This is a genomic window from Breznakiella homolactica, from assembly GCF_016616095.2.
In the GTDB taxonomy this organism is placed as follows: Bacteria; Spirochaetota; Spirochaetia; order Treponematales; family Breznakiellaceae; genus Breznakiella; species Breznakiella homolactica.
Map to the genome: position 1 here is coordinate 4,486,899 of NZ_CP067089.2, position 12,883 is coordinate 4,499,781.

The 12,883-nt window shown below is 53.9% G+C and carries 8 protein-coding genes and 2 tRNA genes; 6 read left to right on the forward strand and 4 right to left on the reverse strand.

Features of this window, described 5'->3' with window-relative positions; translation table 11 throughout:
* Nucleotides 1–149 precede the first annotated feature (149 nt).
* Nucleotides 150–1,955 (forward strand): translation elongation factor 4, encoded by a 1,806-nt coding sequence (lepA, locus tag JFL75_RS20130; RefSeq protein WP_215628458.1) that lies wholly within the window; start codon nt 150–152, stop codon nt 1,953–1,955.
* 83 nt (nt 1,956–2,038) lie between these two features.
* Here lepA and JFL75_RS20135 read toward each other — a convergent pair whose 3' ends face one another.
* The 3 genes from JFL75_RS20135 to JFL75_RS20145 all read right to left on the reverse strand — a co-directional run bounded on the left by JFL75_RS20135 (nt 2,039) and on the right by JFL75_RS20145 (nt 7,933).
* Nucleotides 2,039–3,502: a 6-hydroxymethylpterin diphosphokinase MptE-like protein gene (locus JFL75_RS20135; protein WP_223292713.1), complete on the reverse strand. Its 1,464-nt coding sequence runs from the start codon at nt 3,500–3,502 to the stop codon at nt 2,039–2,041.
* Between the two features lie 200 nt (nt 3,503–3,702).
* Nucleotides 3,703–5,229 (reverse strand): peptidylprolyl isomerase, encoded by a 1,527-nt coding sequence (locus JFL75_RS20140; protein WP_215628460.1) that lies wholly within the window; start codon nt 5,227–5,229, stop codon nt 3,703–3,705.
* A 610-nt stretch (nt 5,230–5,839) separates the two neighbouring features.
* Nucleotides 5,840–7,933 (reverse strand): 5'-nucleotidase C-terminal domain-containing protein, encoded by a 2,094-nt coding sequence (locus tag JFL75_RS20145; RefSeq protein ID WP_215628461.1) that lies wholly within the window; start codon nt 7,931–7,933, stop codon nt 5,840–5,842.
* Between the two features lie 275 nt (nt 7,934–8,208).
* Between JFL75_RS20145 and JFL75_RS20150 the strand changes: the two genes are divergently transcribed.
* Both JFL75_RS20150 and JFL75_RS20155 read left to right on the forward strand, forming a co-directional pair.
* Nucleotides 8,209–8,282: transfer RNA gene (locus JFL75_RS20150), tRNA-Asp, on the forward strand.
* Nucleotides 8,283–8,336: 54 nt separating this feature from the next.
* Nucleotides 8,337–8,408 (forward strand) — tRNA-Pro (locus JFL75_RS20155).
* Nucleotides 8,409–8,592: 184 nt separating this feature from the next.
* Here the strand turns inward: JFL75_RS20155 and JFL75_RS20160 are convergent.
* Complete coding sequence (locus tag JFL75_RS20160) at nt 8,593–9,354, reverse strand: DeoR/GlpR family DNA-binding transcription regulator (protein ID WP_215628462.1); 762 nt, start codon at nt 9,352–9,354, stop codon at nt 8,593–8,595.
* 336 nt (nt 9,355–9,690) lie between these two features.
* On the opposite strand from JFL75_RS20160, the gene JFL75_RS20165 reads away from it, so the two are divergent.
* The 3 genes from JFL75_RS20165 (at nt 9,691) to JFL75_RS20175 (ending at nt 12,874) form a co-directional block, all read left to right on the forward strand.
* A complete protein-coding gene (locus tag JFL75_RS20165; RefSeq protein WP_215628463.1) occupies nt 9,691–11,019 on the forward strand; it encodes an ABC transporter substrate-binding protein in 1,329 nt (442 codons plus the stop codon).
* Between the two features lie 72 nt (nt 11,020–11,091).
* Complete coding sequence (locus JFL75_RS20170; protein ID WP_215628464.1) at nt 11,092–11,976, forward strand: carbohydrate ABC transporter permease; 885 nt, start codon at nt 11,092–11,094, stop codon at nt 11,974–11,976.
* A 10-nt stretch (nt 11,977–11,986) separates the two neighbouring features.
* The gene (locus JFL75_RS20175) at nt 11,987–12,874 is read left to right on the forward strand and encodes a carbohydrate ABC transporter permease (protein ID WP_215628465.1); all 888 of its coding nucleotides are present in this window, start codon (nt 11,987–11,989) and stop codon (nt 12,872–12,874) included.
* Nucleotides 12,875–12,883 lie beyond the last annotated feature (9 nt).

The following is a 12,883-nucleotide window of genomic DNA, read 5'->3' on the forward strand; positions in this document are numbered from 1 at the left end:
AACGGGCAGCACAGAGCCGGAGCACCCGGGCCGCAGCGGTAACGCCGGGTGGCACAGAACCCGTTTTCCCCGGGTGCTTGCCGGGTTGCCGGACTCGGTGCTCCCCCGCATATTGTTGTTTGTGCGAATTTTGTGTATAGTCCGCCTGTATGGCAGAAACTGTAAACATCCGAAATTTTTGTATAATCGCCCACATCGACCACGGCAAATCGACCCTGGCGGACCGGCTGATCCAGAAGGCAGACATTGTAGAGGACCGCTATTTTAAGGACCAGATCCTTGACAATATGGATATTGAGCGGGAACGGGGTATAACCATAAAAAGTCAGGCCGTTGCTATTCCGTATACGGCCTCCGACGGGAAGGAATACCTTCTCAACCTGGTGGATACCCCCGGCCATGTGGATTTTACCTACGAAGTGTCCAGGGCAATCAATTCCTGCGAAGGGGCGCTGCTTCTGGTGGACGCGACCCAGGGAGTCCAGGCCCAGACCCTTTCAAACATGTACCTCGCCCTGGAACATGATCTTGAAATCATTCCGGTCATCAATAAGATTGATATGGCCGCAGCGGATATTCCCGGGGCGAAACAGCAGATCGAACGCGATCTCGGACTCAATCCCGAAGACGCGCTTCTGGTTTCCGCGAAACAGGGCACCGGGATTGATGAACTCTTTGAAGCCATTGTAACCCGTATTCCCGCGCCTTCCGGAGATTCCTCGGCGCCCCTGCAGGCGCTTATATTCGACTGCCATTACGATCCCTACCGGGGGGTTGTGGTCCATCTCAGGATTTTCCAGGGCCGCGTTCGGAAGGGTATGAAAATCCGCTTTATGTCCAACAATTCCGAATACGAAGTTGAAACCGCGGGTGTTTTCAAGCTTGCCCTGGTGGAGCAGGATGAACTGTCCGCGGGCAGCGTCGGGTATATCATCGCGGGAATCAAAACCGTGGGCGATGTACGGGTAGGGGATACCGTCACCGACGCCGACCGGCCCTGTGACACCCCGCTTCCCGGATTCCGGGAAGTAAAGCCGGTGGTTTTCTCATCGATTTATCCGGTGGATTCCAATGATTACGAGGAGCTCCGGAGCAGCCTGGAAAAACTCAAACTGAACGACGCGTCCCTGGTGTACGAAAAGGATTCGTCCGCGGCTTTGGGTTTTGGCTTCCGCTGCGGATTCCTGGGGCTTCTCCACCTTGAGGTAATCCAGGAACGGCTCGAGCGGGAATTCGATCAGTCCATAATATTTACCGCCCCGTCGGTCAAATACAGGATTCAGCTGAAAACCGGGGAAAGCATCATGGTGGACAATCCCACGGAATATCCCGATGAGGGAAAAATAGAATCCGCCGAGGAACCGTATATCAGGGCTTCAATAATAACCCCCACAACCTACCTGGGGAACATCATGACCCTCTGTATGGAAAAACGGGGCGTTCAGACCAATATGACCTACCTGGACGAGAAACGGGTGGAGCTGGTGTACGATATGCCGTTGGCGGAGGTGCTTTTCGACTTTTACGACCGGCTCAAAAGCATCAGCCGGGGATACGCGTCATTCGATTACGACATTACGGACTATAAATCCACGGAGCTGGTAAAGCTGGACATACTGCTCAACGGCAAGGCCGTGGACGCCCTTTCCCAGCTTGTGTACAAAGGCAACGCCTATGAGCGGGCCCGGGTCGTCTGTGAACGGCTCAAGGATGAAATTCCCCGCCAGCAGTTCAAGATTCCTATCCAGGGATCCATCGGCAGCCACGTTATTGCCCGGGAAACCGTCAACGCCCTGCGCAAGGACGTTCTGGCTAAATGCTACGGCGGTGATATATCCCGCAAGCGGAAGCTGCTGGAAAAGCAGAAGGAAGGCAAGAAGCGCATGAAGATGGTCGGCGACGTGGAACTCCCCCAGAGCGCCTTCCTGGCGGTGCTGAAGACCAAGGACGATTAGGACCAGGAGTCCCGCATTATAGCCACCTCAGCCCATGCTGCGGAGCCTATTCTCCAGCTCTTTATAATGCGGCGGCCTTTTGATTAGGATACTGTTTTCAGGCTGCGCTCAAAGAGGGTGATAAAGGGATCGATTTCGGCCCGGACTCTTTTGAGAAATGATATGTCGGTGCTTTCAGGCCGTTTCCCTTCCGCGCCCGCGCTTTCGGGGAAATGGGCCCACAGGTAATCGCAGGCATCCAGGAGACCGCCGAGTTTCTCCGGCACGCTTCCCGCCTTTCCCGACAGAATATCCCGCAGTTCCCGGAGCATATCCAGTTCCTGCCGGATAAAATCCGCCACGGCGCCGCGGCTGGCGCCCGCTGTTGGGGTTTCAGTCCGGGGGAGGGCTGCCGAGATTTGGGTGCCCCGGGTCAGAATTTTCCAGGCTTCGTCCCAGCCCACCGCGGGAATCCCCAGGGGGAGGCCGCCAGATACGGTATCGGTCATCCGGTTCTCCCGGGAAAATTCCTCTTCAAACAAATCACGGTAACTCCGCAGAGCCGGATCACTCAGCACGGCGGTGCCGTCTTTTGCGGCCGCCGTAAAAACACCCTTCCGGAAGACCGGTCCGGGATTGATAAGCCCCGCCAGCCGGGTCTGACTCCGCAGCCGGTCAAGGCTTCCGGGGGTCGATTTCGCGTGGTATGCGTCAAGGGTGAATGAAAAATCGAGCCCCGCGGTTACCACAGGTCCCCGGGTTATTTTTGCCGCCAGAGCCGCCGCGCTGAGGCCCACCGAACCGAGGGGCGGGAGTTCCGGGGGCAGTATCCCCGCCGCCCTGAGCCGGTCAAAGAAGCGCAGAACCGTCCAGGGGGTGAAAAACAGATAGGTTCCGCCTTTGAGGATTCCCGCGGTGGCCGGAAGAGCCGACAGGTCCATGGCCAGGGGGATTTTCTCCCCCGCGGCTCCGATGAAGTCCCTGAGATTCCACTGCTGGGCTTCCAGGGCAATGACCGCGTCGGCGATTATTCCCCGTTCCAGCAAGGCCCCCAGGGCTGTGTCGACGCAGAGTATTCTGAAAGAGCGGACGGCGGGGGATGCCGCGCCGCTGAACTCTGCCTCCAGGGCGCGGAACATGGTGTCCAGGGAAGGCCCCGCGCCGAGGACAAGCGTGGGGGCATCCCCGAAATCGAGTTCCGCTGCGGTACCGGAGCCGGGGATAACCGAAAGATTCCTGACCATATTCCTGGCGTACCGGCGGCCCAGTTTGACCATGGTTATGGCGTTGCCCCAATCCACGGCAATGCTCCGTTTCAGGCTGTCTGTGAGGTTTCCGTAAATTTGAGGGAAGAGCTGCCAGCCGCCGCCCGTCCGGAGGACTTCAACCCGCCGGAAGGCCCGGGCGCCCCACCGGGATCTGACAAATCCGCAGAGCGCCATGGGATCGCCGGTTCCGATCAGGCAGAATCTCGGATCACCGAGGATCTCCGGGGATATTTCTTTTCGCGATAATTCAAGAAGAACCTGGTCGTATTCAACACACAGCAGGGCTGAGTCACTGCTCATGGTATCAAGTATCCGGGATAATCCGTAACCAAGCAGCGGGGACGGGCAGAAATAGAGGGTTCTTCCTACTTTATGGGCGGCGTCAGCGGCGCGTTCCGCCTGGCCAATGGGGTCTCGGGTGGAAAGGAGTGTCCTTCCTCGGTAAATAACTGAAAAACCCCGGCGTGCTTCCGCCAGCCGGGGTATTTCATCACACATCGCTAATTTGAAGCCCAGAATATGCTGATGAATGTCTCCATGAAATTATCCTGCAGTTTGTCACTGTTCATAACGAGGGTTCTCATATCCTGTTCCGTATAATACGGAACCATGTACGGGTAGGATGATTCGATAATACCCGTGGTCGATTCGTCCGCGGAACTTTCTTCGGTGGGGTATAAAACCAGTACGGTATTTCCCATGACCACCGGTTCCGATACCGTATGGAGCGGCGTGCCGAACGCCACAGCCCAGAAACGTTCATTGGAAACCGCGCCGGACAATTCCGCAATCGAGGCGGACGACAAGGTTTTGAACAGATCGTTGCTGCCGTAGTTTATCGGGACAGGGCCGAAATTACGGGCTTCCAGGCCTTTTGCCGCGGCGGCGGTCTGGAATGTACCCGACTGGGTCAGGGACGCGAGGCTCTGTGCCTGGCCGATAAGCCAGTCCTCAACCCGGCCGCGTTCAAATTCAAGTATATAGGACCTGATTTTGCCAAGCAGTGTCGCGTCCGCCGTATCCGCCCTCCGGACCGGTTCCTCGCTCCGGAAAAACGCCCAGCCCGAAGGAACCTTAATCACGGCGCTCAGTTCGCCCTTGGGCAGGTTGATTACCTGTTCCCGGGCCGCCTCATCGGGTATTTCCGAGGAAAGCTCGTAAGCCATTTTGAGTCCCATGTTGCCCCGCTGGTCAGCCAGGGAATCCTGGGAATGGGTGGACGCGGCATCCTCGAAGGTCATGGTTCCGTTTGTCACCGAATTAAGGACCTGCTTGGCTTCCCGCTCACTGGAGGTGATGGTTATTTTTGAAAGCTGGGTCACCCTGAAAAGGTCGGGATTCTGTTCCGCGAAGGCGGCGACTTCCGTCTCGGGATACATGGTGAAGGGAAACGCCGCCATTTCAAAACGCCGCTCAGGGGATGCCATGGATTTAATAAACCGTGTTTCCCCGGCAGGAACCCGCAGTCCGCTGATATCATTCCAGTACCGTTCCTCGGTTATGCTGTCCTGGACACTCTTCCAGAGGCTCATCCGGGATGAATTGTCCATCTGGCGGTACAGGGCAACGGAGAACCGTCCGTTCTCCTGAAATTCGGGGAGTTCCGCCACCCGCCGGTCAACCAGGGTTTCCGGCGCGGTGTACCCCGCATCCTTCATCGTTTTAAGCACCGCGGTATGAACCACGGTTGCCTCAAATGCGGTCCGCCATATCTGGTAGGAGGCAAACTGGTAATTCTGCTCGGTAACGGAATTCTGATAGTACCGGGCGATATATTCCTGCTGATTGGCAAAATAGTTCTTAGGAACATAGTTAATGGGAACACCGTCATAGGATCCAAAGGTCAGCGAACCGGATTTGCCCATTTCCGGTGCTATAGCCGGAAGAAATACAAAAGCAATGACAACGATGACAAGGATCAGGATAGTCCCGATAAAGACCAGCGGGTTCGCCTTGAAGCGGCGGATAAATTCGGACTGTCCTGGATTTTCTTGGTCGCTTTTCGTTTTTTTTCCCTTGGAAACCATAGAGTTTTATACCTCTCAACTATGTATTGACTGTAAATTCGGTATCCGTACGGCATGGTACGGCGGTATTACAGGATACCATTTCGTAAAAAAGGCGTCAATGATGCGGGGGAGCACCGGGTCTGACAAGCCGGAAAGCACCCGAGGAGAACGGTGCCGCGGGTCCTGGCACGGAAAATGGCGTATGGCTCCTCGTCGGCCTAAAGGCCTCGAAAGTCGCTCATACGCCATTTTCCATGCCACCCGGTTTACCATTATGACCGGGTGCTTTCCGGCTTAACCGGCCCGGTGCTGCCCTGCCGCGCGGGCTGCTCCCCCTCGCTCCAGCCTTGCCGCATTATATGTGGATTTTTGCGCTGCAAAACTCCTAAAAGACTTGGCGCCAAAGGCGGCAAGTCTTACGCTGCCCCCACTTCGGGTTCCGGCGGCGGCACTGCCGGAGTCGCCTGATCCCGGCCTCCGCATCACCCCGAACCGTCCTCCCATACCCGGCACCCCGCCAAAGCAGTGCATCCGTAGTAACAGAGAATTGGCACAGAAGCATGGTGTGCTGCCGGTAACGACGGGCCCCCGTATCCGGTATCTCCATGCTTCTGTGCCGTGCCCGATACTACGGATGCCCTGCGGCCTCAATAAAGACCAGATTGTTGATACCGGCAAAGTTATCAATACAGGTTTCAAATACGCGGCCGTGTCCGGTCAGGCGCAGTTCCGCCGGTCCGTTGGGCAGGCTGTTCAGGGTAAACGATCCGCTGCTGTCCGTGGTAACGCTTCCGGTTTCCTTTCCGTTAAGCGTAACCCGGTACTGTACTCCCGCCACAGGCCGGGCTCCTTCTTTCTGCATATCGTAGCCGGAAAGTTTCATGATGCTGTCGGAGGACGCTCCGGGGCTTGCCGCCACGGTCCCTTTGAAATCCCAGCTGGAATTTTTGTAGGCGCTTCCCAGGATGGTGCACCGGCCCTGGTTCAGGGGATATGCAATGCCGTCTCTGTTTTCGGGCAAAGTCATAAGGTACTGAATATACCGGATCGTGGCCTGGGTGTTGGAAATATCCTCGCCGATTATTTTGTTCTGGTAATCGGTCAGCAGGAAGTATCCGTCGCCCCCGGACATTTCAAAACTGAGGACCCCAAGCACGATTTTCCTGGGATCATCTTCGGAAAGCCGCGCTCCGTTGTCGCAGTCGAGATAGATATTTTTTACCCGCCTTCCCGGCACCGTAACCTGCCCGAAGGTGGGACTGGTGTTGATTTCATCCAGCACCTGTGCGGTTTCGGATATGTCATATTCAAACCGCATTCCCGAAGCGTTGAAAAACCGCCCGTCGGCTCCCTGGACATAGCCTGTCTGGCCGTCCTGTCCGGCTATCTTGCTCACGCCGTTTTCGATCATTTTGTACAGATCCGATGCCGGCAGGGCAATGTATACAGTACCCTGGTCAAAGGGCAGTACCTTGAAAACACTGCCGATGGTTATTTCTCCCGCGGGATGGCTGGCCCGGATTCCGCCGCCGCCGTTGTACCCGATAATTACGTATTTTGACGGATCCAGGTATTCGGTTCCCTCAAAGTAATTTCTTGTCTGCCAAAGTTTTGCGTCGGTCACAAAACTCGCCATATTGGATTCGCCCTTCCTGGATACGCGTTCCCCGTAGACTTCGCCGCCGTACATACCGTTCCGGAATTTCCCGATTACCGTGCCGCTGGCTTCCGCAAGGTAGCTGCTCATCTCATCCACCAGCTCCTTTGTGGAAGGTCTGGGCCTGTAATTCGCCCGGGCATCCGCGGCGTCAATATAGGATGATGTCAGGGTTTTCGCCCCATTTCTGCTGAAGGATATGGTTACCTTTCCCAGGTATTTAAGGGCCGTTCCGGTGGATACAATCATCGCGCCTTTTTCGTACATCGCCCCCGATCCCATGAGTTCCTGGTGGGCGTGTCCGTCAATGATAAGGTCGATATCCCCTTCATTCAGCAGGGACATCACGGCGGATGCCTTGTTTTCGTCATCCGAGGAATTATCCATCCCGCAGTGGGCGACACAGATTACCGCATCCATTTTCCCGTGTTCCGCCCGGATGGTATCCACCGAACGCTTCGCGGCGGCGGCAACATCCGTAAAGGTCAGGCCCTTGAGGCGCGCGGGGTTTGACTTGGTCAGGGTCTCCGGGGTGGATATTCCGAAAACAGCTATTTTTTTCCCCGCCACTTCGAAAATTTTATAGGGTGTCAGGAAATTAACGAGATTTTCCGAATCCCGGGACTCACCGGTGGCGGCTATATTCGCTCCCATGACGGGAAAATCCGCCTGCTGAAGAATTTCGAGGAGCTGGACCTGGCCTTTGCCGAATTCATGATTCCCCAGGGTCATCATATCGTACCCCGCGGAATTCATCATGCGGACAATACTCCGTCCCTCGTCCCGGTTTGCGGCCATGGTGCCGTCCAGTATATCCCCCGCGTCCAGCAGCAGGCTGTTGGGGGTCGCCATTTTTATTCCGCCGATATATTCCATACCGACGCAGGTTTTTTCCGTACCGATAACCGATCCGTGCACATCGTTGGTGTGGTATACGGTTATTTCTTCCGCCGACCCCGACGCAAGAGCCAGGGGTGAACCCGCCAGGAACAGTATGCCCAGCATCAGGATCAGGCTCATTTTGAACAGTGATTCCCGAGCGGGAATCATCCACTTTCGTTTCATAGTGATATCCTCCTGACCGGCTGCTGCTGCCCTGGGACTTGTAACTGCGGCGGCACCCGAATTAAATCAAGACTGTAGACCCTGAATTTGGGGTTGTCAATCTTTATTTTTGACCTGCTGCTCTGCCGGGGAAGTACTTTCTATAGATTTTAGTGTTTCTGGAGAATGCCTGATTCTCCGCTGTTCCCGGAAACCTTTTGCCGCGGATTACATCCTGGCAATACACCGTACGCTTGACACTTTTCTTTTTTTTTTATAGGATTACTCCACATTTAGGGGGCGTAGCGAAGCTGGTTATCGCGCTGGCCTGTCAAGCCGGAGATCGCGGGTTCAAGTCCCGTCGCTCCCGTGGGACCTAGGGTCCGCACAGCCCGTCCATACGGACGGGTTTTTTTATAAAAATCGGGCAGTAGCGCAGGGGTAGCGCGCTTGGTTCGGGACCAAGAGGTCGTGGGTTCAAATCCCACTTGCCCGAGAAACTTACATATTGAATGAACGCCGGGATTTGAACCGGAGCGCTGTGCCTGAAAAACGCGGCAGCGGTTTTCAGGTTTCGGTGCAGGACGCGCCGAAAAGCGCGGAGGCGGGCTGGAGGGAGCGGACAGGAAGCCCGTGACCGGAAGCCAAATCCCGCTTGCCGAAATGTTTTAGCAGGTTTTTCAGTCCTTTGCGATGATTGTCTGTACGCCGTATTCCGCAATCTGAACTATATCTTCTTCCGTCAGGGCATCGGTAATAAAATAGTCGATCGAATCCCAGCCGCAGACATTCGCCATGAACATTTTGTCTTTTTTTGATGAATCCGCCAGCAGGCAGACCATGGACGCGCTTTTAATCATCTGCTTTTTCGTTTCAGCCTCAATAATCGTCGTGGTGGTAATATTTTTGTTCACCGAAAATCCCGGACAGCCCAGAAACAGGATATCCGCGTGGATCTGATCAAACATAAATGAGGTTGCCGTATCCATAAGGGACATATACGGCCTCCGGAGCATGCCGCCGGCCACAAAAACTTCCACCGACTGGGCGTCCCGCAGTTCATCCAGGACCAGCACGGAATTTGTCGTCACGGTAATATTCATTTCGGAAACTAGCCGGGCCAGGTGCACCATGGTGCTACCGGTGTCGATTATGATATTCATACCGGATTTTATAAACCGCATCGCCGCCCGGCAGATAGCTTCTTTTTCGTCCTGCTTCTCCTTCAGGTTTTCCATGAGCATCCGCACCAGCGGAAGATTCTCCGGGTGCAGCGCTCCGCCCCGGGTCCGGATCAAGAGGCCCTTCCGTTCCAGTTCGTCCAGATCCGCCCTGACGGTCACCCTGGATACCTGGAACAGCTCGGTAAGCTGGGAAATTTTAACCGACCGTTCGGTTTTGAGCAGTTCCAGGATTTTAAGTCTGCGTTTTATTGTGTTCACCGGTAAAGTATGATTGAGTTTGGCAAAAAAAGCAAGATTCGGTATGTTACAGTTTATTTCACGGAAAAATATCGGTATAAATTCATTTTATATTCATAACTCTTTATTATGTAAATAATAATAAATTATCTATTTCCACGCGGAATTACCGGTTTGATAAATTTATCAGTAAAAAACCAAATTTATCTCCAATCTCTGGTAGTTTTTTTCTAAAAACGGAAAGATTTGGAAATGTTTGAAAAACATTGACAAGTGGAAATTCTGGGCTTATTGTAATGTATGCTGCTGCGGCCTGGGACTCGGCGGTATGCAGAAAGAGCTTTTAAGGAGGAGAGAATGAAAAGATTGCTGTTATGTATGGTAGTTTTACTTCTTGCAGCCGGACTCTTTGCGGGAGGGCAGCCGGACGGCGGTTCGTCCGGTTCCGGCCAGAAGCCGGTTACCATACGGGTGATAAAAATCGATGACCCTCTGGAAGCAATGGCATTCAGGGACATAGTCAACGAATTCCACCAGATTGAGAACGGAAAATACGCTCATGTCAATGTCGAATTCGATATCAAACCTTTTGCGGAGCTTTTTCCCTCAATTACCAAGGCTGTGGCAACCAAGGCAGATATTGATATAGCCATGGTTGACGGCCCCAATGTCCGCCATTTTGCCTTCAACAACGTGATCCGGGACCTGACGGAGTATTTTTCCCCTGAAGAACTCAAGACCTGGGCGCCCCAGTCTGTGGAAGAAGGTTCTTACGCGGGACGGTTCTACGGACCGCCCCTGGCGCAGTCGGCCCAGCTCCTTTGGTACAACGTGGATATGATGAATGAAGCGGGTATCGATGTTTCCAACACCGCCGGCTGGAAGCTCGGCCCCAACGGGGAAGCCCTCAGGAATTTCCAGAAACTGACCGTTGACCGGAACGGTGACGGAACCCCTGAAGTGTTCGCGCTCAATACCGACGGTCCCTGGGATTATTTTTACGGTCTTACCAACCGGTCCGCGGGCAGAAAAGGATCAAACACCTATAAAGCCGTGGCCGACGACGGGATAACCTTTGTCGGGTACTTTGATACCCCCGAAGCGATCGCGGCCTTCCAGTTTCAGCAGGACCTCGTTTACAAATACAAGGTCAAATCCGCCCAGACCATCACGAACCAGATGTTTACCGGACTTTCGGCAACCCATTTTTACCAGGATATGATCATCGGGACCCAGAAGGATATGTTCCCGGACTTCAAGATGGGCGCCATCGAGCCGACCTACTGGGAAACCCCGATCTGCCATACCGGTTCCTGGCACTACGGAATTCTGACAACGTCGCCGCATTTTGAGGAAGCCCTGGCGTTCGTAAAATTCGCCGCCAGCGATGCCGGCGCCAAATATATCTGGAAATACAAGAACCAGTTCCCCGCCAACGTCAACCTGTACAACAGCATTGACGAATTCGTGGATCCCGCGAGTCCCCGGCACCTGATGGTCGAGTATTTCCAGAAGGCCGGCGTTATGCGGATCGCCACCCCGGCGTACACCGAGTACAACACCCTGTTTACCGAATTCTGGCAGAGCCTTATGGCGGGAGAACGGGATGTGCCGGCTCTTACCCGGAAATACGCTGCGGAAATGCAGAAAGCCGCGCAGCCGTACAAGGGCTGGAACAGCAGATAGTAGTTTCGTTTTAGCTTTAATCGTACCTAAGGGGACGGGGCGGAAACCCGTCCCCGATTTGAAGGAGATTCTATGGGCGTCCTTCGGCTTAAAAAACACAGGAAAGTACAGTATCTTTTCCTGCTCTTTGTAATCCCCGCAATGGCTAACTTTATTATATTCCGGTATCTCCCGATAGCATGGGCTATCCGCACGAGTTTTTGGGACTACAGCCTTCTCGCCGGATTCCGGCGTTTCCTTGGATTTGAAAACTATATCAATTTATTCAAAGATTCGGCGTTTTATCACAGTCTTTGGATAACCTTAAAATATTTTATTTATTACGTGCCGGCCATCGTAATCCTGGCCCTCGGTCTGGCTTCCTTCGTAAGCCAGCCAAAACCGGGAGTCAATTTCCTCAGGGCCGTGATTTTTATTCCCGTGGTGACATCCTTTGTGGTTGTCTCCATCGTCTGGGGGATGCTGCTCAACAAGGATGTGGGGATGGTCAATTCCATTCTCCAGATTTTCGGTATCGAACGGGTGGCGTTTCTCCTGAATTCCAAAACCGCCCTCCCGACAATCGCCATGATCTCCGTCTGGAAGAATGTCGGATACAGCATGATCATTATCGTCGCGGGGCTTAAGGGTATCGACGGCTCATTTTATGAATCGGCCCACCTCGACGGAGCATCGAAAATTCAGATTTACTGGAAAATAACCATACCCATGATTTCCCGGCAGCTTATGTTTGTTACTATCTGGGCGACCCTCCAGGCGTTTCAGTCGTTTATTCCCGTCCAGACCCTTACCATGGGCGGCCCGAACCGATCGACCAACGTTATCGTATACCATCTGTACAGCATCGGGTTTAACTTCGGCCGCATGGGATACGCCACGGCCATGTCGATTGTCCTGCTCCTTATTCTGCTGGTCATCAGTGTCGGTCAGATGCGTCTGTTCAAACGGGATTATTAGGAGGACCGCAATGATAATCGTTCATAAATCAAAACCGAGAATGGTTTTCGATAATTTAATGTATATTCTGCTGTTCTTTCTTATCGCCGCTATTTTTATTTTCCCCATGGCCTATGTGGTGGGAAACAGCTTCCGGGATACCCAGGCGATATGGAGCAACGCCTATCCTTTTTCTTTGAAGAGCTTTTTTACCCTTAAGGATTTTACCATGGAGGGGTATCTGTACTCCCTGGGCCTCACCGACAAAGCCCAGTTCCAGGGGGTAAATATAGGCCGGAATCTGTTTATATCCCTCATGTCGTCCATCTGTGTCGTGGCGTCGTCTTTGGTTTTCAGTACCAGCGCCGCGTATTTCTTTGCCCGGCTTCCCTTCCCGGGGAAGAAATTTCTGCTGGTGCTTGTGGTGGCCACCATGATGATTCCCCAGCAGGTCGTTACGGTGCCTTTGTATTTTGTGGCCAACGCCCTGGGTTTGATAAATACGTTCTGGGCGCTGGTGGTTCCCTGGTATTCCAGCCCCTTTGTGGTATTCCTGCTGATGCAGTTTCTGTCGGATATTCCCTATGAACTGGACGAGGCCGCCATTGTGGACGGCGCCAACCGGTGGCAGATTCTCTGGAAGCTGATCCTGCCAAACTGCATTCCCGGCCTGCTTACGGTCTGTCTCATGGAATTCCAGTTTATATGGAATGAATACTTCTGGCCGCTCATCGCGATCAGCAAGACAAAACTCCAGCCGATCCAGGTGGCTATCGCTTCCCAGTTTACCGACCGGGCACAGAATTGGGGCGCCGTGTTCGCCTCCATGGTTCTGGCGTCCCTGCCAATAATACTGCTGTTCCTGTTCGCGCAGAAATATTTCTATGTCAGTGTCGCCAGTTCGGGCATTAAAGGTTAAAAGGAGGGC